This is a genomic window from Mesorhizobium sp. B3-1-9, from assembly GCF_006439595.1.
Taxonomy (GTDB): Bacteria; Pseudomonadota; Alphaproteobacteria; order Rhizobiales; family Rhizobiaceae; genus Mesorhizobium.
In genome coordinates, this window is record NZ_VFTJ01000009.1 from 150,941 (window position 1) to 173,826 (window position 22,886).

Consider the following 22,886-nt stretch of genomic DNA (forward strand, 5'->3'; position numbering starts at 1 on the left):
TCGCCAGCCGGCACAGCATGGTCGCGGTCCCGGTGGAGCCGATGCACTATACAAGTGAGGCCGCAAGAAGTACGAACGCCCAAATATCCTTTGGCTGGCGCAGTGCCGGCCTTGTGCTCCACGACGAGCACAGAACCCCGAATTCCGAAAGAAGAAAATGTCCAGTTTCGAAACGATCGTTCCTGCGCTGGCGGAGGCGCTGGAAAAGCGCGGTTATTCAGCGCTGACGCCGGTGCAGAAGGCGGTGCTGGAGACGGAGCTCGGCCAGGCCGACGCGCTGGTTTCGGCGCAGACCGGATCCGGCAAGACCGTCGCCTTCGGCCTCGCCGTGGCGCCGACCCTGCTTGGCGGTGCTGAGCGTTTCGCCGGCGCCGGCGCGCCGCTGGGGCTGGTCGTGGCGCCGACACGCGAGCTGGCGCTGCAGGTGCGGCGCGAGCTCGAATGGCTTTACGAACTGACTGGCGCGCAGATCGCCTCCTGCGTCGGCGGCATGGACATGCGCACCGAGCGGCGGGCGCTGGAACGCGGCGCCCACATCGTCGTCGGCACGCCGGGGCGGCTGCGCGACCACATCACGCGCGGCGCGCTCGACATGTCGGCGCTGAAGGCGGTGGTGCTCGACGAGGCCGACGAGATGCTAGACCTCGGTTTTCGCGAAGACCTCGAATTCATCCTCGATGCCGCACCGCCCGAGCGCCGCACGCTGATGTTTTCCGCCACCGTGCCGCGCTCCATCGCCACGCTCGCCCAGGGCTACCAGCGCGATGCGGTGCGGATCTCGGCCTCGGGCGAGGAAAAGCAGCATCTCGACATCGAATACCGAGCGCTCAGCGTTGTCCAGGCTGATCGGGAAAACGCCATCATCAACGTGCTGCGCTACTACGAGGCGCAAAACGCACTGGTGTTCTGCAACACACGCGCGGCGGTCAACCACCTGACGGCGCGCTTCAACAACCGCAATTTCTCCGTCGTGGCGCTGTCGGGCGAGCTCAGCCAGAACGAGCGCAGCCACGCGCTGCAGGCGATGCGCGACGGCCGCGCAAAAGTCTGCATCGCAACGGATGTCGCGGCGCGTGGCATCGACCTGCCCAATCTCGAGCTGGTGGTGCATGCCGATCTGCCGACCAACCCCGAGACGCTGCTGCATCGCAGTGGTCGCACGGGCCGCGCCGGGCGCAAGGGCGTCAGCGCCCTGATCGTTCCTGGAAATGCCCGCAGGCGCACCGAGCGGCTGCTTGGCAATGCCGGCATCAAGGCGACATGGGCGAGCCCGCCCTCGGCCGACGATGTGCTGCGCCGCGACGACGAGCGCATTCTGGCCGACCCCGCGCTTGCCGAACCGATCAACGAGGAGGAGCGCTCCTTCATCGAGACGCTGCTCAACCAGCACGGCGCCGAACAAGTGGCGGCCGCCTTCGTGCGGCTTTGCCGCAGCAGCCGCTCGGCGCCTGAGGACCTGCTCGACGTCGCGCCGTTCACGCCTTCGCATGAAAGATTGGCGGGCGAGAAATTCGCGCGCCGCGACGAAACACCCAGCCGCCGTGACGATTTCGGCGACAGCGTCTGGTTCTCGCTTTCGGTCGGCCGCCGGCAGAATGCCGAGCCGCGCTGGCTGATCCCGATGCTGTGTCGCACCGCCGGCATGTCCAAGCGCGAGATCGGCGCCATCAAGATGCAGCCGGAAGAAACCTTCGTGCAGATCGCCGCCGACTGGGCCGACCGATTCGTCGCCGCGATCGGCCCCGACCGCAAGCTTCAGGGCAACATCGCGGTCAAGCGGATCGACGGCACGCCGGACCTGTCGCGGGCCGGCTACCAGCCGCCGAAGCCGGACAAGAAGCCGCATCGCGGCAAGGGTGCTTTCGACCAGAAGAGCCCCAGATTCGAGAAGCGGGAACCGGGCGAGCGACAGCCTGGCGGCGAGGCGAAATCTTGGAAGCCTGGCAAACCGAAGTTCAACAAGCCGGGGCCGATGAAAAACAAGAAGTCGAAGAAGCGGCCCGTGTGACTATAAGCCAATCTATCACTCGCTCGGCCAATTCTTGCGCGGCTGTCGCCGACATCGGCAGTGAGAACAAGTGGGGACTTATCCCGGCCGGTGTCACGCTCTAGCGCCATGCGTGCATTGCTATTTTCTGCAACCATTGATAGTTTTAAAGGCGATGCAGGGGGGAGTCAATGCGCGGCACTGTGTTTCACTACGACGAGGACCACGACTACGGCTACATCAACGGCGTCGACGGCAAGCGCTACATCTTCGGCCGCAAGGACCTGACAAAGGGCATTCCCCTCGCCAGAGGTCTGCTGGTCGAGTTCACGCCAGACAACGGAACTGCACACGACATCGTGGCCGCGAGCCGACCTTCGCTCCCGGCAAACGGCAATCCGGAACAGCGCGGCCGCATCGCCGAACCCCATTCCGCCAGCTCCGTGGGACTGTGGGCCTATTTTCTACGTGCGCTCGGCGACGACTACCGCAATTTCACCGGCCGAGCGCGCCGTAAGGAGTTTTGGGCGTTCTATCTGTGGTTCTACGTCGTGCTCATCGCGCTGTTCGGTTTCGGTATCCTCCTCAACCTGGCGATAAGCGGCTTCGATGACGGCCCAAGGACGTCGATCGGGTACATTCCTGCCCTGCTTTTCGTGCTGGCAGCAATCCTTCCGTCGATCGCAGTCGTCGTGCGGCGTCTGCACGACATCGGGCTGACCGGCTGGCTTGCCTTGCTTTGCTACATCCCGGCTTTCGGAGCCGTGGCGTTTCTGATCTACGGACTTCTACCTTCACAGTTCGGGGAGAACCGATGGGGGCCGATACAGGCCGGCGTCAGGTTCTAGCGACCTTGTTCAGCGCGTCGCCCGACAGCCTGAGGAAGATCTTCTGGCCGTGGCGCTCGGCGCCAAGCCGGCGGTAGAAACGCAGCGCGCCTTCGTTCCTCTCTTCCGTGGGTCAGATCGATGCAGCCGATGCCTTTGCCGACGCAATGGCCGGCGAGAAAGCCGACCAGCGCACGGCCGACGCCCTTGTGGCGAGCGCTTCGGCGTCGTCGACCCTCGCCCAGCGAATGTCGACGGTCATACGATCACCCCAGGAACTTGGCGATGATGGCGTCGCCCATTTCGGTGGTGCCGACTTCCTTCATGCCTTCCGAGAAGATGTCCTTGGTGCGCAGGCCGTCGTCGAGCACGGCGGCGATCGCCGCCTCGAGCTTGTCGGCCTCGGCGACCATGCCGAAGGAATAGCGCAGGCACATGGCGAAGGACGCGATCATCGCGATCGGGTTGGCGATGCCCTTGCCGGCGATGTCGGGCGCCGAGCCGTGCACCGGCTCGTAGAGCGCCTTGCGCTTCTTGGTCTTCACATCCGGCGCGCCGAGCGAGGCCGACGGCAGCATGCCGATCGAGCCGGTGAGCATGGCGGCGATGTCGGAGAGCATGTCGCCGAACAGATTGTCGGTGACGATGACGTCGAACTGCTTCGGCCAGCGCACCAGCTGCATGCCGCCGGCATCGGCCAGCATGTGGTCGAGCTTGACGTCGCTGTATCTGGCCTTGTGCGTCTGGCTGACCACCTCGTTCCACAACACGCCCGACTTCATGACGTTGCGCTTTTCCATCGAGGTGACGTGATTCTTGCGCGTCTGCGCCAGCTCGAAGGCGACGCCCGAAATGCGCTCGATCTCGAACGTGTCGTAGACCTGGGTGTCGATGCCGCGCTTCTGGCCGTTGCCGAGATCGATGATCTGCTTCGGCTCGCCGAAATAGACGCCGCCGGTGAGCTCGCGCACGATCAGGATGTCGAGGCCCTCGACCACGTCCTGCTTGAGCGAGGAAGAGGCGGCCAAAGCCGGGTAGCAGATCGCGGGCCTGAGGTTGGCGAACAGCTCCATGTCCTTGCGCAGCCGCAGCAGGCCGGCCTCGGGGCGCACCTCGTAAGGCACGGCATCCCATTTCGGCCCGCCGACGGCGCCGAACAGCACCGCATCCGCCGCCATCGCCTTTGCCATGTCTGCATCGGAGATCGCCGCGCCATGCGCATCGTAAGCGCAGCCGCCGACCAGCCCCTCGTCGGTGGCGAAGCCGCTGCCGAGCTTGTCGTTCATGGCGTTGATCAGCTTCTTCACCTCGGCCATGGCCTCGGGGCCGATGCCGTCGCCGGCGAGCAGGAAGAGATTTTTCGAAGCCATGGAGAACCGTCCGGTGAGAGAATTGAACCGGCGCCTTGCTAAACGGCAAGCGCTTGCGGCGCAAGGGGACGAGCGCCGAGATCCTTCACACCCCCCTCTGCCCTGCCGGGCATCTCCCCCGCAAGGGGGGAGATCGATGCACTTCGGCCTTCGCCAATCGCCGACGTTGAAAAAGAGGAGCGGGGCGGCCAAGCTGCCAATCTCCCCCTTGCCGGAGATGTCCGGCAGGACAGAGAGGGGTGCTGTCCCGCCAGCGTCTCAAAGAAGACCGGCAGCGCCTACCGATGCGACAGAACATTCACCAGCCGGCCGAACGGGTCGCGCACATAGAAGCGACGCACGCCCCAGGGTTCATCGGCCGGGCCGTATTCGATGGCAAAACCGGCCTTCTCCATACCCGCAAGCGCCGCATCCACGTCGTCGACCTCGATCGACAGGTCCGGCACCGGCGTCCCCGATCCGCCCTCGGCCATGAAGCTCACCTGCACCTGCATCCGTTCCTCGGAGCCGTAGGTGGCGATCCAGCCCATATCCATGAGCAGATCGAGGCCAAGCACGTCACGATAGAAGCGCTTCGCCGCGGCGATGTCCCTTGTGGCGATGTTGGTTACGATGCGCCGAACCGCCATCCCTCAGCTCCTATGCCGTGCGCCGCAGCGCCGTCACCTCGATCTCGATCTTCATCTCCGGCTTGTTGAGCTGGCACACGATCATCGTCGCCGCCGGGCGGATGTCGCCAAACGCCTCGCCGAGGATCGGGAAGACCACGTCAACGAAAGCCTGGTCGGTGATGTAGTAATGCGCCCGCACCACGTCGGCCATGTCGAAGCCGCCATCGGCCAGCGCCTTGGCGATGGTCGCGAGGCAGTTGCGCGTCTGCGCCTCGACCGTATCCGGCATGGTCATGGTGGCATAGTCGTAGCCGGTCGTTCCGGACACGAAACACCAGTCGCCCTGCAGCACCGCGCGCGAATAGCCGGCGGTCTTCTCGAAGGGGGAGCCGGTGGAGATGAGCTTGCGCATGGGGCGGCCTCGTTGGGTTGCAGTCCTGCATTTAGCAGGCGGAGTGGCGCAGGTCGTGGGCCAAGCCGGGCGGAGCATTGTTACGAAGGCAAGCGCCAGCCTCGGAGATTAGCGATGGCCGTCCCTCCCGTCGTCATTCCAGGGCGAAGCAAGGAGCGAAGCGACGCGCGCAGACCCTGGAATCCATGCCGTTATGCCGAAGCGCCGCTGGCGGTGCAGAATTTTGACCCGCCCCACTCTACGCTACGGCAACCGTCACGGCATGGATCCTCGGGCCTGGGCTCCGCTGCGCGTCGCTCCGCCCGTGGATGACGAAGCTGACGGGTGATCAGCAAGACACCGGCCTAAGGTATGTTGAGCTTCAGGTCAGGCCGAGTCGAAAGTGGTGGCTGCCGAGAACCGGAGCGGAGCGTACTTAAGTACGTGAGCACCGGAAGCGCAGGAGGCCGCCACTTGCAGGCCGGCCTCACCTGAATATCAGCATACCTTAATTCCCCGACCCTTGCGCGTCGTCATAGGCCTTCTTGATGTCCTCAGGCCAGTCCTTGACCGGTGGCCAGGCCTGCGGCTCGCCATTGTCGCCGCGGCGGGCGAAATAGACTTTCTGCTTGGCCGGGTCGACGGCCATGAAGCCGTCGTTGCCGCCGCAGTCATGCGGCACGCAGCCGGTGGCGTAGAAGGCGCCGGATGCCGTCTTTTCGGTGCCGCCGCCGACCAGCAGGCTGGTCGCCATGTCGGGCATGTCGTCGCCCAGCAGCGCCTGTCCGGCCTTGTAGACGGCCTCGTTGTGGAAGGCGTCGATGATGTTGTCGTATTTCGACGGGTCGACATCCTTCCAGCCGGTGCCGGGTTCGGGCGTGTAGGTGAGGTTGCCGGAGGTCGTCAGCCCTTCCGTAGGCGACCATTGCAGCGCCGGCTTGGAATCGCCGGGCAGCAGATAGGGCACGAAATAGATGGCGCTGTCGGAGACTGCCGCCGGCGGCGCGCCGCATTCGTCCTGCTCGACCGTGGTGGTCTGGATCTCGCCGTCCTTCGGCTTCCAGACGATGACCTTGGCCGGACCGCACTGGTTGCCGCCGTCGCCGACATCGACCAGCGCCACGTTGACGTCGCCGATCTTGACGATCCTGTCGAAGAAGACGTCGTAATTGCTGGCCAGCTGCTTGCCGTCATAGGACAGCACCTTCTCGCCGTCCTGCTCCGGCTGCGTGATGGTGAGCTGGCCGCCTTCGAACGGGATCGGCGCCTGCTTGTCGTCATCCGACGCGGCCTGGTCGCTGCCCGATCCCTGGTCGGATGCGCCTTGATCGGCCGCCGGCTGGTCGGACGTGGCGGGCGCCGGCTGCGTGGCCGGCGCGGCGGTCTGCGCATTCGCGCCGATTGTGACGAGAAGGATTATTGCCGCCGAAGCACCGGCGGCGGCCAGAAGCGAGCGTGTCATGACTGTCCCTCCATTCAGCCGCCACGAACCCGGCCTGCCATGGCCGGGGCCTATCGATATAGCTTAGGTGCTCAGGCCCAGGGGCGCTGCTCGGCATTCTTCTTCTCGAAGGATGCGATGGCGCCGGCCTTCTCCATGGTCAGCCCGATGTCGTCGAGGCCGTTCAAGAGGCAATGGCGCTTGAAGTCGTCGAGGTCGAACGTCACCACGCCGCCGTCCGGCCCGCGGATTTCCTTGGCTTCCAGATCGATCGACAGCGTCGCGTTGGAGCCGCGCGAGGCGTCGTCCATCAGCTTGTCGAGGTCTTCCGGGCTGACGGTGATCGGCAGGATGCCGTTCTTGAAGCAGTTGTTGTAGAAGATGTCGGCGAACGAGGTCGAAATCACGCAGCGTATGCCGAAATCCAGCAGCGCCCAGGGCGCATGCTCGCGGCTCGAGCCGCAGCCGAAATTGTCGCCGGCGACCAGGATCTGCGCCTTGCGGTAGGCCGGCTTGTTGAGCACGAAATCCGGGTTCTCCGAACCGTCCTCGTTGTAGCGCATCTCGGCGAACAGGCCGGTGCCGAGCCCGGTGCGCTTGATCGTCTTGAGATAATCCTTCGGGATGATCATGTCGGTGTCGACATTGACGATCGGCATGGGCGCGGCGACGCCGGTGAGCTTGGTGAATTTATCCATGATCCTTGCCCGTCTTCTTGGCTTGCGGGGAATTTTGCCGGACGGTTTACACAAAGCCGGCGGCAAATGAAAGGCAACTGTTCGTGCGCGGGCCTTGGGCCAAGTCGAGCATGGCATGCGCGCCGGAGCTGCAATACCTAAAAAACGGCTTCGAAATCCTGGCCGGCTGGTGCAGTCTGCGATCATGGTTGAGCCTTCCAAAGTCCTTTACGCCAGCGAGCCTGCCCTCGACGTCGCCGAATTCCGCCGTGTGCTGGTCGAATCCGGCCTCGGTGAAACACGGCCCGTCGACGACGAAGCGCGCCTGAAGACAATGCTCGGCAACGCCAATCTGGTGCTGACAGCGCGGCTCGACATCGAGGGCAAGCCGCTGATCGGCGTCGCGCGCGGCATCACCGATTTTTCCTGGGTCTGCTACATCTCCGAGCTCGCCGTATCCGCCTCGGCACAGGGTCTCGGCGTCGGCAAGGGCCTGATGGACGAAGCGCAGCGCCACCTTGGCCCTTCCGTCGCCATCAGCCTGATCTCGATGCCCGACGCCGTCGGCTTCTACGAGCGCATCGGCATGACGCGCATGGCCGACGCCTTCTGGTTCTCCCGCAAACGCTGACCTGAACCGCCACCGATATCGGAGCCGACTCCTGCCTGGAACCGGCGAGCCAGATCGACCCCCACTCCGTCGAGTTTCGCTCGACACCTCTCCCCCGATCGACGGGGGAGAGGAACCGTGCGAGGTCGCCGACCCTGGCTCCCTTCCTCTCCCTCCGGAGGGGGGAGAGGTGGCGCTGCGAAGCAGCGACGGAGTGGGGGAAGGCGCTGCTCAAAAGCGAAGCCACCTCAAGACAGGCACAATCCGGCAAGCAAGAAAACTTAGGCAAGCAGTCATCAGGCGGCAGAATATTTTTGCCACCGCTTGACATGCAACCAAATGGTTGCATATTAGAGCCATGAGCATGGATGCCGTCTTTCGCGCTTTGGCCGACCCGACCCGCCGGCAATTGCTGGACAGTCTCCATGCCCGGAACGGGCAGACGCTGAACGCGCTCTGCGAGCACATGGAGATGACGCGGCAGGCGGTGACCAAGCACCTGGCGATCCTCGAGGAGGCCAACCTCGTCACCACCATGCGCCGCGGCCGCGAGAAGGAGCATTACCTCAACCCCGTTCCGATCAACGAGATCGCCGAGCGCTGGATCGGCAAGTTCGAGCGAGGGCGGCTTGCTGCCCTCAGCCACCTGAAGCAACGCCTTGAAAGGGAAGAGCCGTGAGCGAGAACAGCTTTGTTTATGTCACCTATATCCGCACGACGCCTGAAAAACTTTGGCAGGCGCTGACCGATCCGGAATTCAACCGGCAGTTCTTCCTCTGCTCCCATCAGGAGAGCGACTGGAAGGTCGGCTCGAGCTGGAAACTGATCTTCCCCGACGGGCGCGTCGCCGACTCGGGCGAGATCCTCGAGGTTGACCCGCCAAGACGCCTGGTCATCAAATGGCGCAACGAATGGATGCCCGAGGTCAAGGAGGACGGCTATACGCGCTGCACCTTCACCATAGAGCCCGACGGCGAGTTGATGAAGCTCGCCGTCATCCACGAGGCCGACGGCCCGCACAGGCTGATCCCGAACGTCTCCAAGGGCTGGCCGCTGGTTCTGGCGAGCCTCAAAAGCCTGCTTGAAACCGGCAAGGGTTTCGAGCGCCCGCCGTCAAAGGGGTGAACGTTCGTTTCGGATACGAGACAATCCTTGGTGGAGTTGAATCTGATGCTTCACTTGTCGTTACCGCAAGCCATGGCGAATGCAGACACGGTCATGGCCTCGGCCGAGCTTTGCGCCTCGCCGGGCGAGGTTATCGTGGCGCTGGTCACCAGTGAAGTCGAGCGCTGGTGGGGTTCGCCCGAAACCTACCGCATGACCGACTGGTCCGCCGATCTGCGCGTCGGCGGCGGTTGGAACGTCACGGTGCAGGCCGCCGACGGCAGACACTTCCCCGCCGGCGGAAAATTCCTCGAAATCGAGATGCCGCGCCGCATCGTGCAGACGCGGCGCTACGATTGGGACCATCCGGCGCTGGGGCATCACGAGACGACGGTGGCCTATCTGCTTGAGCCGATCGGCGGCGGCACGCGGCTCACCGTCTGCCATGGCGGCTTCGCGGGTTTCCCGGATGCGGCGGCCGAACATGCCGAAGGCTGGGCGCGGGTGCTTGGATGGCTGCAGGGCTATTTTACCGGCGCGGCCGCCCCTTCTCCCGCAAGCAAGGGGAGAAGAGAGCGCTGACGCTAGATCACATTCAATTCCCTGAACGCCCTTCCCTCCGCCACCCGTTCATATCCAAACGCCCTGCAGTCCACCGTCCTGTACCCGCCATGCACGATCAACTCGGCGATCGACTTCCCCACTGCCGGCGCCTGCTGCAGGCCGTGGCCGGAGAAACCGTTGGCGAAGAGGAAGTTCTCGACCTCCGGGTGCGGGCCGATCACCGCGTTCTGGTCGAGCGTGTTGTAGTCGTAATGCCCGACCCAGGCGCGCGTCGGCTTGATCGCTTCGAAGGCCGGGATGCGGGCGGCTAAGGTCGGCCAGACCACCTCTTCGAACAGCGGCCAGTTGACGTCGAAATCCTTCGGATCGGGCGCGACATCGCCCTCCTCCGGCTCGGCGCCGCCGGTGAGGTAGACGGAGCCTTCCGGCCGCACATAGATTCCGCTTGGATCGACCAGCAGCGGCATGTCGGCATATTTCTCGCGCGCCTCGAAGACGAAAACGTTGCGCTTGCGCGGCTCGACCGGCAGCGCAAGCCCGGCAAAACCCGCCACCTTGCCGGCGTTCGGCCCGGCGGCGTTGACGACGATGCCCGCTTCCAGCGTCTCGCCATTGTCGAGGCTGACGCCGGTGACGCGATTGCCGTCGCGCGCAATGCCGGTGACGGAGGCGGTGATGAAATCGATCTTCTTGTCGCGCAGCGCCTTGCGGAACAGCGTCAGCAGCGCATGCGCGTCGAACCAGCCCTCGCCGCTGCGGCCAAAAGCGCCGGCGGTGATGCCTTCGACCGACAGCCACGGGAAGCGGCGCGCCAGCTGTCCGGCGTCCTCGAGCAGGATATCGGCGCCCTCGGCGACCTGCGTCTCGTGATTGGACTTGAGGATCGGCAGGCCGGCCTCGCCGGCGAGGATGAGGTAGCCGCCCTCGCGAAAGCCGATATCGGCGTCGGCGCCGAAGATTTCCTTCAGCCGACGGAACAGTTTCAGCGTGAACTGCGACAGGCGGATGTTTTCCGGGATGGAGAATTGCTGGCGGATCGAGGCGAGCGACAGCGTCGTCGCCGCATGCGGAAACTGCGGATCGCGCTCGATCAGCGCGATCGAGCCGGTAAAGCCCTCCTCGCGCAAATAGTAGGCGACCGAGGACCCGACGATGGCTCCGCCGATGATGACGATGTCGTAGCGCATTTTTTCTCCGATCATTCGGTCGCGTCTTCACGCAACCGGCAAGTCGATCTCGAAGCGCGTGCCGCGCTCGGAGTCAACCAGCCTGATCGTGCCATCATGCGCTTTCAGGAGGGCCAGCACGATGCCGAGCCCCATGCCGGTGCCGCCGGACTCGCGCCGCGTGGTGAAGAACGGCTCGAAGATCCTGGCGCGGTTGGCGGCCGAGATGCCGTCGCCGTCGTCGCCGATCTGGACCGACGCGCGCTCGCCATCGGCTGAGGCATGGATCGCCGCCTGTCGGGCGCCATGCCTCGCCGAGTTGTCGATGAGGTTGGCGAGCACGATGCCGAGATTCTCGGCCGAGATGCCGAGCCTGATGTCGCCGCCGCCTTCAAGCCGCGCTTCCAGCCTGGTGTCGATCGGCAACGATGCCAGGGCCGCATGAAGCGTCGTGCTGTCACCGCTCGGTTCCAGGTTCTCGGCGCGCGCCAGGTCGAGCAGCCGGCGCACCAGGAGATTGAGCCGCCCGGCGTCGGTGACGATGTTGTTGGAGAAGCGCCGCCGCTCGGCCTCGTCCATCGCGCCGCCGGAATCCCTGAGCAGCTCCGCCGCGCCCTGGATCGCCGTCAGCGGCGATTTCAATTCATGCGAGACATGGGTGGCGAAGGTCTGGATGCTGTCGGAACGCGCCTGCAGCTTTTGCGCCATGTCGAGGAAGGCCGCGGACAGCGCCGCCATCTCGCGCGTGCCGTGATGGTCGAGCGGCCTGATTGCGTCGCGGTCGCCGGCGGCGATGCGCTTCGTGCGGTCGATCAGCGCGTAGATCGGCCGGCTGACGGTGCGGATGAACACCAGCGCGATCAAAAGTGTGCCGCCGAGGATGGCGATGGCCGCCAACGTCACCTTGCCGCGCTCGCCATAGAGGTGCTTGACGATGTTGTTCGGCGTTCGCGACAGGTACACGACGCCGGCGACCCGGCCGTCGAGCTCGACCGGCATGGCGACGAAGACGCGGACCTTGGTGCCGCGGCTGACCGAATAGAGCGGCGGGGTCGGCTGGTCGGGGATGCGCAGCCTGAGCTCGCTGGCATAAGCGCCGGAAAGCGCGGTCCGCACCTCTTCGATCTCGCCGAGCGACTGGCCGACCTCGTCGCCACCGGCGATCACCACGCCGCGTGGATCGAGCAGCCGGAAGCCGGCGAGCGTCGTTTTCTGCGTCTCGTCGAGAATGCCGTCGAGCCGCGCGCCTATTGCCGCGAAGGCGGGATCGGGCGTGGCGGGAAGCGCCGCCGGCCGCGACGGCATGACATCGTCCGAGGCAAGGTCGAGGCGCGGCTCGATCGGATCATAGGGATAGTTGTTGTCCCTTGCCGGATCGGCCGAGACCGGCGCCCCCAGTCTTTCCGGGGCGATGCCGGCCGCGCGCACCTCGCTGGCATAGACGGCGGCGACGACCGCCCCTTGCGCGATCAGCTCGCCCTCGGTCTGGCGGATCAGCTGGTTCTCATAAAGCCGAAAGAAGAACAGCCCAACCAGCGGCAACGCCATGACCAGGATCAAGATGACGACGACGACGGTGGCGAGCCGCGGCCGCCACCTTTCCTTGCTCAACCACCGCATCGGCCGAGCCGGAAGCCGACGCCATGCACCGTCGCGATCGCATCGATACAGCCGACCGCGGCCAGCTTGGCCCGCACGTTGCGGATGTGGCTGTCGACCGTGCGCTCGGAGACATGGATGTTGGAGGCATAGGCATTGGCCATCACCGCGTCGCGGCCAAGCACGTGCTGCGGCCGGGCGAGGAAGCCTTTCAGGATCGCGAACTCGATCGCCGTCAAGGTGAGCGGCCTGCCGCCGAAACTTGCTTCATGGCTTGCCGGGACGAGCATGAGCTTGCCATGTGTGAATTCACGATCGTCCGCCTCTTCTTCCACGGCGGCCGGACGCGCGCGCCGCAGGATGACGTTGACGCGGGCGACCAGCTCGCGCGGGCTGAACGGCTTGGTCACATAGTCGTCGCCGCCCATCTCCAGACCCAGAATGCGGTCGATCTCTTCATCCCGCGCGGACAGGAACAGCACCGGCACGTCGGATTTTTGCCTGAGCCGGCGGCAGACCTCGAGCCCGTCCATCTCCGGCATGCCGATGTCGAGCACGATGAGGTCGGGCGCGCGGCGCTCGACCGCCTGGAGTGCTGCGGCGCCATCGGCGACGGCGGCCGTCTTCATGCCGGCCTTTTCCAGCGCGAAGCAGATGATCTCGCGGATATGCGGGTCGTCGTCGGCGACGAGGATATTGTGCGGCATCGATCAATGGCCCGGTGCGGACGGTTGCACAGATGGAGGAAGCACGAGCGGGCCTCTGTTGTCGAGAACCCGTACCAGCCGCCAGTCGCGAAAGCTCCAGGCGCGCCATTTCTTTTGTTCGGCGAGATAATCGTCGATCATCACCTGGTCGGCCAGATAAGTGGTCGGCATTCCGATCTTGTGTGTGTAGTAGCGGTCCAGCGCCGGCATGGCGACAGCGCCCAGCGAGTGCAGATACGGCGTGTCGAGCGGAGTGCCGGATCCGGTCATTTCCAGGGAATGGTCGACATTGAAGTTGGCGATCGTTGCTGCGAAGTTGACGAAGCAGCAGGCATAAAGCGTCGCCGATAGTGTCACAAGATTGGCGGAGAGCAGCCATTCGCCGGATTTTTGAAACGCGATGCGGGCGACGATGAGGGCCAGTCCCGCCGCCACCAGTCCCATCCAGATGAAGGCGGCGATGCGCAGATAGGTGAGCGCATAGACGTCGATATAGAGATCGAGCCGCAGCATCGAGGAGATCACCAGCGCGATGTTCTGCGTCACCCAGAGATAGACCAGCCCGCGGATCAGCGGATCCCGGGACGTCTCGCTGCCCGAGCGCAGCGCCGCCAGCACGAAGCCGGCGGCGAGCAGCGCGGTGGCGACCAGCGGATAGGCGCCGCGATGCGCATAGGCGGCATAGGTCATCCCGTCGGGCAGGGCGACCCCGCCCCAGAGATAGGTGGCGTCGAGCGCGCTCTGCACCGCGAACAAGCCATTGAAGACAATCAGCGCGCGCAGGATGGCCGCCTTGCCGAAGAGGATATCCTCGGCCTTCGCCGGTCTCGCTGCGGGCGTGGCAGGCAAAACGCGCCTGACACGGAAGGCGAAGCGCGGCAGGCGCGGCCTCAGGAACGCCCAGACGCCGGCAAGCACGATCAGCCAGAAGATCAGCCGCGCGAACTCAATTTTTTCGAGGAGCGCGTAGAGGTCGATCAGCGACAGCCAGTGCTCGATGATCGGATTGGCGGCGCCGAACAGCGCCAGGAAGACGACGCCAAGCGTCAAGGGCATGATCCAGACGACAATCGCCGTAAGCTGAAGCCGCCGCTGACCGAGTTCCCGCGCTGCCTTGCGCCAGCGGAAGAAGTCGCGGGCGAAGCGGAAGGGCGCTGCGACCAGGAACAGGCTGAGCTGGCGGGCTATTCGGGCAGGTTCGCTGCGCAGCCGCCCGGCCAACGACAGCGCGAAGACCGCAAGTGCCGCGACAGCGACCAGCAGCGAAAGCGGGCTGACATTTTCGACGAGAGGCAGCAGCGCGGCGAACAGCGCGGCCGGTTTCAGCCAGACCCGGCCGTCGCTGAGCGCCGCCGGGTGCATGGCGACGACCGTGGCGGCGAGCACGGTCGCGAAGATGAAGACGGTGATCCCGACCGGCTGGCCGTAGAAAAGAAAATCGGCCAGCGCCACCAGCAGCGCGGCGGCGCCGACACGGCGGCAGTAGCTCGGGACAGGCGATGTCGTGCTCGCCGGCGCCGTCACGGTCATCGTCGTCATCGCTGGGCCTTCCTGGCTGTGTTAGCGCCGCCGCATGCCGGCCGCGATCTGAACGGAAGCACCGTCGCCGTCACGCGCCGCCTTTGCGGCTCGACGAGCCACCAGCCTTCGTCGCGGAGCCGGCGCGGCAGGGACCAGCGGGATGTGTGAGGTGTTCGCATGCCGGCTTTGTCGCCGACGGGCACGGTGAACGCGCGGCGGATTGGAGGAGGTTTTCCGCACAGATTTGCAGATTTGGTGCAGGACAGCCTGGCGCCGGCGCCCGAGACGCTCGAGTACGGCATCGCATATGGCGGTGCCAGCCCCTGGGATGTCGTCAAAGGCGATAGAGAGGGTTCTTGCGCGTGAAGCTGCGATCTATCCTTCGTCATTCTAGGGCGGAGCAAGGAGCGAAGCGACGCGCGCAGACCCTAGAATGACGAAGGACGGGTTGGCAGGACAGCGTGCGCCTCCGCCCTGCCGGGCATCTCACCCTTGCGGCCCCTCAAGGAGAAGATTACTCCGCACCTTGCCTCATCCGCCATCACCCTGCATAGATCGGCCATGGCTCAGGAACCCTACCGCCCGCGCCGCTCGGTGCTTTACATTCCCGCCTCGAACGACAAGGCGCTCGCCAAGATCGCTTCGCTTGCCTGCGACGCCGTCATCATCGATCTCGAGGACGCCGTCCTGCCGGCCGACAAGAAAGCCGCGCGCGACAAGATTGCCGGCATTCTCGTCGGGCGCGAAAAACGCTGCGAGATGGTGGTGCGCATCAACCCGCTCGCCAGCGAATGGGGCGCCGACGACCTGTTGGACGTGGCCAAGGCCGAGCCCGACGGCATTCTCCTGCCCAAGATCGGCACGCCGCGCGACATCCTCGAGGCGGGCGACCTGCTCGACGACAATTTCGCCCCGGACAGCGTGAAACTATGGGCGATGGTCGAGACGCCCAAGGCGCTGCTCAACATCGGCGCCATCGCCGAGCTTGGCCGCGATCCAGCGTCGCGCCTCGCTTGTTTCGTTGCCGGAACGAATGACCTGGTGAAGGCGACTGGCATCCTGGCGACGCCCGACCGGCGCTATCTGATGCCCTGGCTGATGCAATTGGTGCTCGCCGCGCGCGCCGGCGGCCTTGACGTGATCGACGGCGTCGCCAATGATTTTCGCGACCTCGACGCCCTGGCGCGCGAATGCGCCGACGGCGCGGCCATGGGTTTCGACGGCAAGTCGCTGATCCATCCCGCCCAGATCGAGCCGGCGAACCGCGCCTTCTCGCCGTCGTCCGAGGCGCTGGCCAGGGCCCGCGCGATCAGGGATGCGTTCGCGCGGCCCGAAAATGCCGGCAAGGGCGTGATCGCGATGGACGGCCGCATGGTCGAGCGGCTGCATCTGGCGGAAGCCGAGAAACTTCTGGCGAAGGCGATAATCATCGGCGCATGATGCGCCGATATTCAAGACAGGCTCGAAAAATGAAACTCTACCGCTTTCTGTCCGGCCCGGACGATTCAACCTTCTGCCACAAGGTGACGGCGGCGCTGAACAAGGGCTGGCACCTGTTCGGCTCGCCGACCTACGCCTATGACAAGAAGACCAAGTCGATGCGCTGCGGCCAGGCCGTGGTGAAGGATGTCGAAGGCCAGGACTACGGCCCGGACACCAAGCTGAGCGACTGGTAGAAAGAGCGGCAACCCCCACTTCGTCATTCTAGGGCGGAGCAGGAGCGAAGCTCCGTCGCGAAGACCCTAGAGGCGCAGCGGATCAGAATATAGGGGACGTTTGCGGGTGTCGGGCGGCAAGCGTTCCGTTCTGCACCGCGGGTTTGGTGTTGATGGAACGGCATGGATCCTAGGGTCTGCGCGCGTCGCTTCGCTCCTTGCTTCGCCCTAGGATGACGAAGTGCACGCTCAGCCCGCCGCCGCCTGCTCGGCCGCTTCCTCGATGCGCTCCATGTCGTCGTCCGACAGGCCGAAATGGTGGCCGATCTCGTGGATCAGCACGTGGGTGACGATGTCGCCCATCGTCTCTTCGTTCTCGGCCCAGTAGTCGAGTATGGCGCGGCGGTAGAGCGTGATGCGGTTCGGCCCCTCGCCGGTCTGCGGGTTCCAGCGCTCGGCGATGCCACGTCCTTCGAACAGGCCGAGCAGGTCGAAAGGCGTCTCCAGCGACAGGTCGTCCATGATCTCGTCGGTCGGGAAATCGGCGATCTGGATAATGATCTCGCCGGTGAGCTTGCGGAACTCGTCCGGCAGATGGGCATAGGTCTCCAGCGCCAGAAGCTCTATCTCGTCCATCGACGGCGAGAGCTGGTCGTGCCAAGAGCGTGTCTTATAGATGCGGGCCATGAAATTTCCTTTGATCCCGGCATATAGGCTTTCGCGCCGATAGAGGCAAATGAGCCGGCTGGGCGTTCGCTTTCAGGGTAAAAGCTCGAAGGAATAAATTCCTTGTGACTCTGCTTGACTCTTCCGGGCGCCTCTGGAATCTATAGGAACATAACAGGAACAATTGCTGCCGGAAGTGAACGTCATGGCGATGAGCGCCGTGGCGCGGGACACTGTTTTTGCCCTGCGCCGCCAGATCGCGAAGATCGAGGGAACGCTGCCCGAGCGCCTGCAGGCGCCGACGGCCGGTGGTATCGTGGATGCCACTCGAGCGGACAGGACGATCGTCCGGCGTGGCCTCGCCGTGGCTTCGGCGGACGCCTTCCTGCATACCGGCATCGGTCGCCTCGACGCCGCCCTCGGCGGCGGCCTGCCCAAGGCGGCGCTCAGCGAAATCCATGGCCTGGAGACTCGCGATGCCGGCGCCGTTGCCGGCTTCGCGCTGTCGCTCGTAAGCCTGATCCTCAGAGAGAAGCAGGGCCTGCCGATCCTCTGGGTCGGCACGGCGGAAATTTTCCACGAGGCCGGCTTTCCCTATGCCAGGGGCCTTCACGCCCTGTTTGGCATCGAGCCGGAGCAATTGCTGTTTTCCGAGGCGCCAAAACTGCTCGACGCACTGTGGATCGCCGAGGAGGCCGCCCGCATGACGGCCTTTGCCGCGGTCATCCTCGAGATCCGCGGCAGTCCCCAGCGGCTCGACCTCACCGCCACGCGCCGGCTGCACGCCCGCGCCCAGAATGCCGGCCGGCCGCTGCTTTTGCTGCGCCAGGCCGGCGAGGCCGATCCCACCGCAGCGCCCGTGCGCCTCATCGTCTCGGCGGCGGCGGCGGCAAGCCGCGAAACCGTCGCTGGGCCGCTCGCCGGCTCGATCGGCCGCCCCGCCTTCAAACTCGATATCGGCAAGAGCCGCACGGCCCTGCCCGGACAATTCACACTGGAGTGGAACCCAAATGAGCACGCTTTTGCAGAAAGAACAGAGAATTCTGTCGCTGTGGTTCCCGCATCTGGCCGCGGAGCGGATCCTGCGCCAGCGCCTGGGGCGGTCCTGGCGTTCCCGGCCCCCGCATCACCTGCCGTCACCTCACCCGCCGCTTGTGATCAGCCATCGCGACAACAACACCCAGCGCATCGCGGCCCTCGACGAGCGGGCTGAGGCGCTCAGATTGAAGCGCGGCATGGGCATCGCCGATGCGCGCGCCATGCATCCCACGATCGATGTGGTCGAGGCCGATGCGGAAGCCGACCGCCGGCTGCTCGAAGGCCTCGCCGACTGGTGCGACCGCTACACGCCTTTGGTGGCGATCGACGGCGAGGACGGGCTGTTCCTCGACGTCACCGGCTGCACGCATCTCTTCGGCGGCGAGCGCGCCATGCAGGACGAGATCCTCACCCGCTTCTTCCAGCAGGGTTTCGATGTCCGCGCCGGCCTTGCCTCGACGCCGGGCGCCGCCTGGGCGGCGGCGCGCTTCCATGGCGACCGCATCATCGCCGGCGGCGAGGAGGAGGCGCTCCTGGCGCCATTGCCACTGTCGGCGTTGCGCATCGCGCCGGAAACCCGCGCCGGCCTGGAAAGTGTGGGCCTGCGCACCGCCGGCGCGGTGATGGCCGCGCCTCGCGCGCCGCTCGCCCGCCGCTTCGGCGCCACCTTGCTTCTGCGCCTCGACCAGGCGCTCGGCCGCCTCGACGAGGCCGTGTCGCCGCGCCTTCCCGTCGCACCGCTCTCGGTCGAGCGCCACCTTGCCGAGCCGGTCGTGCTCACCGACGACATCGAGCGGCTGGTGAGCCGGCTGGCGATCGCCTTGAAGAGCGACCTCGAACGCCGCGGCGAGGGCGCGCGCACGCTGGCGCTGCTTCTCTTCCGCGTCGACGGCGCCGTCAGCCGCATCGCCGTCGGCACCTCGCGCCCAATGCGCGAGCCGCGGCTGATCCAAAGACTGTTCCATGAGCGGCTCACCGCGCTGGAGCAGACCATCGACGCCGGCTTCGGCTTCGACCTCGTGCGGTTGTCCGTGCTGTCGGTCGCGGCCTTCGACTTGGCTCAGGGCGACCTCACCGGCGAGACGAACGACGATGACGCCGACATCGCGCTCTTCGCCGACCGCGTCCGCGCCCGTCTCGGCGAGGCCGCCGTGCTGAAGCCGGTGGCCGTCGAAAGCCATCTGCCGGAACGCGCCGTCAAAACCGTGCCTTTCGCCGAAGCGCCGCAAAGACGCGCCCCGGCGGCCGGCCGGGCAGCACCCCCCCGAACGGCGCCGCCGATGACCGTCTATCCGCCGGAGCGGCCGGTGCGCCTGTTCCGCTCGCCCGAGCCGATCGAGGTGCCGGCGACCGAGATCCCGGAAGGTCCGCCGATGAATTTCCGCTGGCGGCGCGCGCTCTACCGCGTCGCCCGCGCCGAGGGGCCGGAGCGCATCGCCGCCGAATGGTGGCGGCAATTGCCCGGTGAGGAGGAGGCGCCGACCCGCGATTATTACCGCATCGAGGACAGCGAGGGACGCCGCTATTGGCTCTACCGCCAGGGCCTCTACAGCAGCGCCGCGCAGGCCGCGCCGCCGCGCTGGTTCATGCATGGGGTGTTCGCATGAACGCGCTGACCGTCATCCCCTATGCCGAGTTCGGCATAAGTTCGAATTTCTCCTTCCTGCGCGGCGCTTCGAAACCCGAGGAACTGGTGGTGACCGCGAAGTTCTACGGTTTTGCCTCGATCGGGCTTGCCGACAGGAACACGGTCGCCGGCGTCGTGCGCGCCTGGCAGCAGGCCAGGGTGGAGAAGATGGCCTATCACCCCGGCTGCCGCCTGGTTTTCGGTGACGGCACGCCGGATATCCTCGCCTATCCCCGCGACCGCCAGGGCTGGGGCCATCTCTGCCGCATGCTGACCCAGGCCAATCTGCGCGACGAGAACGAGAAGGGCGCGACGCTGCTGGAGCTCGGCGACCTGCTCGAATGGGGCGATCGGATGTCGCTGGCGATCCTGCCCGATCTGTCGGCAGGCGCCGAGGGCAGCTTGTCATTTATTAGCCGGCTTAAGGATCGTTTCGGCGCGGCGCTCCGTCTTGCCGTGGCGCCGGATTATGCCGGTAACGATCGTTTCCGCATCGAGCAGGCGGCGTCGATGGCCGAGCACGCCCGCGTCCCGCTGATGGCGACCAACGACGTGCTCTATCACGCCGCCGACCGCCGACCGCTGCAGGACGTGCTCACCGCGATCCGCCTCAACACCCCGGTTTCCGAGGTCGGGCTCGAGCTGACCGCCAATGCCGAGCGCCACCTGAAACCGCCGCTGGAGATGGCGCGGCTTTTCCGCCGCCACCCGCAGGCGCTGGCGGAGACGCTGCGCTTCGCCGACGAGCTCACCTTCTCGCTCAGCGACCTCGAATACAATTATCCGGACGAGCCGACCGAATCCGGGCTCGGACCGCAGGCCGAGCTCGAACGCCTGGCGCGGGAAGGGGCGGTCAGGCGCTATCCGGCCGGCGTTCCCGATTATGTGCTGAAACGTATCGACAGCGAACTCGCTTTGATCGAGCGCCTGAACTATGCCCGCTATTTCCTCACCGTCCATGACATCGTCAAATTCGCCCGCAGCCAAGGCATCCTTTGCCAGGGCCGCGGTTCGGCCGCCAATTCGATCATCTGCTTCTGCATCGGCATCACCGAGGTCGGCCCCGATCGCATCGACACCTTGTTCGAACGTTTCATCTCGGAGGAACGCAACGAGCCGCCCGACATCGACGTCGACTTCGAGCATGAGCGGCGCGAAGAGGTCATTCAGTACATCTATACGAAATACAGCGCCAAGCGCACCGCCTTGGCCGCTGCCGTTATCAGCTATCGCGGTCGCTCCGCCTTGCGCGAGGTGGCCAAGGCAATGGGCTTGTCGGAGGATGTCCGCAGCGCACTGTCGAGCACCATCTGGGGCTGGTCGACCTCCGAGCTCGGCGACAGGGAAGCCAATGCCGGCGGCCTCGACCGCACCGATCCGCTGTCGCGGCAGGTGCTGGAACGGGCCAACGAGATCATGGGCTTTCCCCGCCATCTTTCCCAGCATGTCGGCGGTTTCGTCATCACCCGCGACCGGCTCGATGAGGTCGTGCCCATCGTCAAGACGGCGATGGAGGAGCGCAAGATGGTCGAGTGGGACAAGGACGATCTCGACGCGGTGAAGATCCTCAAGGTGGACGTGCTGGCGCTCGGCATGCTGACCTGCCTGAAGCGCGCCTTCACCTTGCTCACCGATCATTATCCGCGAGCCCGGGATCCGTTTGGACAGCCCTATGTGCTCGCCACACTTCCGGAAGAGGACAGACGCGTTTACGCCATGATCCAAAGAGCCGACACGCTCGGCGTCTTCCAGATCGAGTCGCGCGCGCAGATGTCGATGCTGCCGCGCCTCAAGCCAAAGAACTTCTACGACCTCGTCATCGAGGTGGCGATCGTGCGCCCCGGCCCGATCCAGGGCGACATGGTTCATCCCTATCTGCGTAGACGACAGGGCAAGGAGAAAGCCGAATACCCCAAGCCTGAGCTGGAAGAGATCCTTGGCAAGACGCTCGGCGTGCCTTTGTTTCAGGAGCAGGCGATGAAGATCGCCATTGTCGCCGGCGGCTTCCGGCCGGGCGAGGCCGATGAGCTGCGCCGCGCCATGGCGACCTTCAAGCGAACCGGCACGATAGGCAACTATGAGACGCGGATGGTCGAAGGGATGGTCGAGAAAGGCTATCCCAGGGAGTTTGCCGAGCGCTGCTTCAAGCAGATCGAAGGTTTTGGCGAATACGGCTTTCCTGAAAGCCACGCCGCCTCCTTCGCATTGCTGGTCTATGCCTCCTGCTGGTTCAAGACCTTCTTTCCCGACGTCTTCTGCGCCGCTATCCTCAACGCGCAACCGATGGGTTTCTATCAGCCGGCGCAGCTCGTGCGCGACGCGCGCGACCATGGCGTCGAGGTGCGTGAGGTCGACATCAATCATTCCGTCTGGGACTGCACGCTGGAGGCCACCGCCTTCGATCCGTCCCGCATCCTCGAGCGCCACGCCTCGATGCGCGACGTCATCGAGACGGCGCATGCCGTCCGCCTCGGCTTCCGCCAGATCAAGGGCCTGTCTGAGGAGCGCATGAATATCGTCGTTGCCCAGCGCGGCGATGGCTATCGGTCGGTCAGGGATGTCTGGTTGCGCTCGGGCCTCGATGTCGGCGAGATCGAGAAGCTGGCGCAGGCTGATGCGTTCCGCTCGATCGGCCTCGACCGCCGTGCCGCGCTCTGGGAGGTGCGGGCGCTCGACGGCAAGAGCGCAGCCGAGAAACTGCCGCTGTTCGACCAGCCGTCGCTCAGCCTGCGCGAGCTGGAGCCGGAAACGAAACTGCCGAAAATGCCGCTCGGCGAGCATGTCGTGCACGACTACCGCTCGCTCGGCCTGTCGCTGAAGGAGCATCCCGTCGCCTTCCTGCGCGAAAGGCTGGATCGCGCCGGCGTCACCCCCAACGCCCGCCTGCCGTCTGTGCGCGACGGCCGCCGCGTTTCCGTCGCCGGGCTGGTGCTGGTGCGCCAGCGCCCAGGCAAGGGCAATGCGATCTTCCTCACGCTGGAAGACGAAAAATCGATCGCCAACGTCATCATCTGGCCACGCGTCTTCGACCGCTTCCGCTCCGTCGTCATGGGCGCCCGCTTCATCCGCGTCACCGGCAAGCTGCAGCATGAATCGGACGTCATCCACATCGTCGCCGACCGGATCGAGGATCTGACCTCCTGGCTGAGCGTGTTGCTGGAGTCCAACCGCCCGGTCATCGAGCATAATCCCGCCGAACGGCCGGCTGGATCAGAGTCCGCCGCAAGCCGCGGCCTGCCGGTCCGCCAGGATATCGCCACGCTGTCGGGCACGGCACGTCAGGTCATGCCGAAGGGGCGCAATTTTCAGTAGCAGCGATTTCCAG

General features: G+C 65.4%; 22 protein-coding genes. 11 read left to right on the forward strand and 11 right to left on the reverse strand.

Features of this window, described 5'->3' with window-relative positions:
• Positions 1 to 157 precede the first annotated feature (157 nt).
• On the forward strand, positions 158 to 2,008 hold the full coding sequence (locus FJW07_RS18340) for a DEAD/DEAH box helicase (protein ID WP_140858018.1): 1,851 nt from the start codon (positions 158 to 160) through the stop codon (positions 2,006 to 2,008).
• Between the two features lie 170 nt (positions 2,009 to 2,178).
• Complete coding sequence (locus FJW07_RS18345; RefSeq protein ID WP_140858020.1) at positions 2,179 to 2,835, forward strand: DUF805 domain-containing protein; 657 nt, start codon at positions 2,179 to 2,181, stop codon at positions 2,833 to 2,835.
• 112 nt (positions 2,836 to 2,947) lie between these two features.
• On the opposite strand, the gene FJW07_RS32300 is transcribed toward FJW07_RS18345, so the two are convergent.
• The 6 genes from FJW07_RS32300 to leuD all read right to left on the reverse strand — a co-directional run bounded on the left by FJW07_RS32300 (position 2,948) and on the right by leuD (position 7,325).
• Entirely contained in the window at positions 2,948 to 3,076 is a 129-nt protein-coding gene (locus FJW07_RS32300; protein ID WP_281405340.1) for a hypothetical protein, read from the reverse strand.
• 4 nt (positions 3,077 to 3,080) lie between these two features.
• Entirely contained in the window at positions 3,081 to 4,184 is a 1,104-nt protein-coding gene (gene leuB / locus FJW07_RS18355; protein WP_140858022.1) for a 3-isopropylmalate dehydrogenase, read from the reverse strand.
• A gap of 278 nt (positions 4,185 to 4,462) precedes the next feature.
• The gene (locus tag FJW07_RS18365) at positions 4,463 to 4,813 is read right to left on the reverse strand and encodes a VOC family protein (RefSeq protein WP_140783184.1); all 351 of its coding nucleotides are present in this window, start codon (positions 4,811 to 4,813) and stop codon (positions 4,463 to 4,465) included.
• A 10-nt stretch (positions 4,814 to 4,823) separates the two neighbouring features.
• A complete protein-coding gene (locus FJW07_RS18370; RefSeq protein WP_140858024.1) occupies positions 4,824 to 5,207 on the reverse strand; it encodes a RidA family protein in 384 nt (127 codons plus the stop codon).
• Positions 5,208 to 5,694: 487 nt separating this feature from the next.
• Positions 5,695 to 6,648 (reverse strand): hypothetical protein, encoded by a 954-nt coding sequence (locus FJW07_RS18375; RefSeq protein ID WP_140858026.1) that lies wholly within the window; start codon positions 6,646 to 6,648, stop codon positions 5,695 to 5,697.
• Positions 6,649 to 6,719: 71 nt separating this feature from the next.
• A complete protein-coding gene (gene leuD / locus FJW07_RS18380) occupies positions 6,720 to 7,325 on the reverse strand; it encodes a 3-isopropylmalate dehydratase small subunit (RefSeq protein ID WP_140647189.1) in 606 nt (201 codons plus the stop codon).
• Positions 7,326 to 7,509: 184 nt separating this feature from the next.
• Here leuD and FJW07_RS18385 point away from each other — a divergent pair, with 184 nt between their 5' ends.
• From FJW07_RS18385 to FJW07_RS18405, 4 genes are all read left to right on the forward strand, one after another.
• Entirely contained in the window at positions 7,510 to 7,935 is a 426-nt protein-coding gene (locus FJW07_RS18385; RefSeq protein WP_140858028.1) for a GNAT family N-acetyltransferase, read from the forward strand.
• 337 nt (positions 7,936 to 8,272) lie between these two features.
• Positions 8,273 to 8,593, forward strand: a complete 321-nt coding sequence (locus FJW07_RS18395) for a metalloregulator ArsR/SmtB family transcription factor (RefSeq protein ID WP_140647191.1) — start codon at positions 8,273 to 8,275, stop codon at positions 8,591 to 8,593.
• On the forward strand, positions 8,590 to 9,039 hold the full coding sequence (locus FJW07_RS18400; protein ID WP_140858030.1) for an SRPBCC family protein: 450 nt from the start codon (positions 8,590 to 8,592) through the stop codon (positions 9,037 to 9,039). The genes FJW07_RS18395 and FJW07_RS18400 overlap by 4 nt, the downstream gene beginning before the upstream one ends.
• A gap of 45 nt (positions 9,040 to 9,084) precedes the next feature.
• The gene (locus tag FJW07_RS18405) at positions 9,085 to 9,600 is read left to right on the forward strand and encodes an SRPBCC domain-containing protein (protein ID WP_140858032.1); all 516 of its coding nucleotides are present in this window, start codon (positions 9,085 to 9,087) and stop codon (positions 9,598 to 9,600) included.
• A 2-nt stretch (positions 9,601 to 9,602) separates the two neighbouring features.
• Here FJW07_RS18405 and FJW07_RS18410 read toward each other — a convergent pair whose 3' ends face one another.
• Genes FJW07_RS18410 through FJW07_RS18425 form a run of 4 tightly spaced genes read right to left on the reverse strand, consistent with a single transcriptional unit; the run spans position 9,603 to position 14,593 of the window.
• A complete protein-coding gene (locus tag FJW07_RS18410) occupies positions 9,603 to 10,769 on the reverse strand; it encodes an FAD-binding oxidoreductase (RefSeq protein WP_140858034.1) in 1,167 nt (388 codons plus the stop codon).
• Between the two features lie 27 nt (positions 10,770 to 10,796).
• On the reverse strand, positions 10,797 to 12,368 hold the full coding sequence (locus FJW07_RS18415; protein ID WP_140858035.1) for a HAMP domain-containing sensor histidine kinase: 1,572 nt from the start codon (positions 12,366 to 12,368) through the stop codon (positions 10,797 to 10,799).
• Complete coding sequence (locus FJW07_RS18420; protein ID WP_140858037.1) at positions 12,356 to 13,054, reverse strand: response regulator transcription factor; 699 nt, start codon at positions 13,052 to 13,054, stop codon at positions 12,356 to 12,358. The genes FJW07_RS18415 and FJW07_RS18420 overlap by 13 nt, the downstream gene beginning before the upstream one ends.
• Before the next feature lie 3 nt (positions 13,055 to 13,057).
• Positions 13,058 to 14,593 (reverse strand): DUF4173 domain-containing protein, encoded by a 1,536-nt coding sequence (locus tag FJW07_RS18425; RefSeq protein WP_246680798.1) that lies wholly within the window; start codon positions 14,591 to 14,593, stop codon positions 13,058 to 13,060.
• A gap of 543 nt (positions 14,594 to 15,136) precedes the next feature.
• Here FJW07_RS18425 and FJW07_RS18430 point away from each other — a divergent pair.
• Positions 15,137 to 16,015 (forward strand): CoA ester lyase, encoded by an 879-nt coding sequence (locus tag FJW07_RS18430; protein WP_140858039.1) that lies wholly within the window; start codon positions 15,137 to 15,139, stop codon positions 16,013 to 16,015.
• A 29-nt stretch (positions 16,016 to 16,044) separates the two neighbouring features.
• The gene (locus FJW07_RS18435) at positions 16,045 to 16,251 is read left to right on the forward strand and encodes a DUF1737 domain-containing protein (RefSeq protein ID WP_140647198.1); all 207 of its coding nucleotides are present in this window, start codon (positions 16,045 to 16,047) and stop codon (positions 16,249 to 16,251) included.
• 228 nt (positions 16,252 to 16,479) lie between these two features.
• Here FJW07_RS18435 and FJW07_RS18440 read toward each other — a convergent pair whose 3' ends face one another.
• The gene (locus FJW07_RS18440) at positions 16,480 to 16,917 is read right to left on the reverse strand and encodes a metallopeptidase family protein (protein WP_140858040.1); all 438 of its coding nucleotides are present in this window, start codon (positions 16,915 to 16,917) and stop codon (positions 16,480 to 16,482) included.
• 184 nt (positions 16,918 to 17,101) lie between these two features.
• On the opposite strand from FJW07_RS18440, the gene FJW07_RS32080 reads away from it, so the two are divergent.
• Genes FJW07_RS32080 through FJW07_RS18455 form a run of 3 tightly spaced genes read left to right on the forward strand, consistent with a single transcriptional unit; the run spans position 17,102 to position 22,873 of the window.
• Positions 17,102 to 18,109 carry a hypothetical protein gene (locus FJW07_RS32080; RefSeq protein ID WP_140858042.1) on the forward strand — a complete coding sequence of 336 codons (1,008 nt, stop codon included), beginning with the start codon at positions 17,102 to 17,104 and terminating at the stop codon, positions 18,107 to 18,109.
• Positions 18,051 to 19,541 carry a DUF6504 family protein gene (locus FJW07_RS18450; RefSeq protein ID WP_140858044.1) on the forward strand — a complete coding sequence of 497 codons (1,491 nt, stop codon included), beginning with the start codon at positions 18,051 to 18,053 and terminating at the stop codon, positions 19,539 to 19,541. Before FJW07_RS32080 ends, FJW07_RS18450 begins: the two co-directional genes overlap by 59 nt.
• Positions 19,538 to 22,873 (forward strand): error-prone DNA polymerase, encoded by a 3,336-nt coding sequence (locus tag FJW07_RS18455; protein ID WP_140858045.1) that lies wholly within the window; start codon positions 19,538 to 19,540, stop codon positions 22,871 to 22,873. The genes FJW07_RS18450 and FJW07_RS18455 overlap by 4 nt, the downstream gene beginning before the upstream one ends.
• Positions 22,874 to 22,886: the final 13 nt, after the last annotated feature.

Excerpts from the sequence above, each read along its gene's own strand:
- FJW07_RS18340 (WP_140858018.1), top strand. The coding sequence starts at position 158 with ATGTCCAGTTTCGAAACGATCGTTCCTGCGCTGGCGGAGGCGCTGGAA.
- FJW07_RS18345 (WP_140858020.1), top strand. The coding sequence starts at position 2,179 with ATGCGCGGCACTGTGTTTCACTACGACGAGGACCACGACTACGGCTAC.
- FJW07_RS32300 (WP_281405340.1), bottom strand. The coding sequence starts at position 3,076 with ATGACCGTCGACATTCGCTGGGCGAGGGTCGACGACGCCGAAGCGCTC.
- leuB (WP_140858022.1), bottom strand. The coding sequence starts at position 4,184 with ATGGCTTCGAAAAATCTCTTCCTGCTCGCCGGCGACGGCATCGGCCCC.
- FJW07_RS18365 (WP_140783184.1), bottom strand. The coding sequence starts at position 4,813 with ATGGCGGTTCGGCGCATCGTAACCAACATCGCCACAAGGGACATCGCC.
- FJW07_RS18370 (WP_140858024.1), bottom strand. The coding sequence starts at position 5,207 with ATGCGCAAGCTCATCTCCACCGGCTCCCCCTTCGAGAAGACCGCCGGC.
- FJW07_RS18375 (WP_140858026.1), bottom strand. The coding sequence starts at position 6,648 with ATGACACGCTCGCTTCTGGCCGCCGCCGGTGCTTCGGCGGCAATAATC.
- leuD (WP_140647189.1), bottom strand. The coding sequence starts at position 7,325 with ATGGATAAATTCACCAAGCTCACCGGCGTCGCCGCGCCCATGCCGATC.
- FJW07_RS18385 (WP_140858028.1), top strand. The coding sequence starts at position 7,510 with ATGGTTGAGCCTTCCAAAGTCCTTTACGCCAGCGAGCCTGCCCTCGAC.
- FJW07_RS18395 (WP_140647191.1), top strand. The coding sequence starts at position 8,273 with ATGAGCATGGATGCCGTCTTTCGCGCTTTGGCCGACCCGACCCGCCGG.
- FJW07_RS18405 (WP_140858032.1), top strand. The coding sequence starts at position 9,085 with ATGCTTCACTTGTCGTTACCGCAAGCCATGGCGAATGCAGACACGGTC.
- FJW07_RS18410 (WP_140858034.1), bottom strand. The coding sequence starts at position 10,769 with ATGCGCTACGACATCGTCATCATCGGCGGAGCCATCGTCGGGTCCTCG.
- FJW07_RS18415 (WP_140858035.1), bottom strand. The coding sequence starts at position 12,368 with ATGCGGTGGTTGAGCAAGGAAAGGTGGCGGCCGCGGCTCGCCACCGTC.
- FJW07_RS18420 (WP_140858037.1), bottom strand. The coding sequence starts at position 13,054 with ATGCCGCACAATATCCTCGTCGCCGACGACGACCCGCATATCCGCGAG.
- FJW07_RS18425 (WP_246680798.1), bottom strand. The coding sequence starts at position 14,593 with ATGACGACGATGACCGTGACGGCGCCGGCGAGCACGACATCGCCTGTC.
- FJW07_RS18430 (WP_140858039.1), top strand. The coding sequence starts at position 15,137 with ATGGCTCAGGAACCCTACCGCCCGCGCCGCTCGGTGCTTTACATTCCC.
- FJW07_RS18435 (WP_140647198.1), top strand. The coding sequence starts at position 16,045 with ATGAAACTCTACCGCTTTCTGTCCGGCCCGGACGATTCAACCTTCTGC.
- FJW07_RS18440 (WP_140858040.1), bottom strand. The coding sequence starts at position 16,917 with ATGGCCCGCATCTATAAGACACGCTCTTGGCACGACCAGCTCTCGCCG.
- FJW07_RS32080 (WP_140858042.1), top strand. The coding sequence starts at position 17,102 with ATGGCGATGAGCGCCGTGGCGCGGGACACTGTTTTTGCCCTGCGCCGC.
- FJW07_RS18455 (WP_140858045.1), top strand. The coding sequence starts at position 19,538 with ATGAACGCGCTGACCGTCATCCCCTATGCCGAGTTCGGCATAAGTTCG.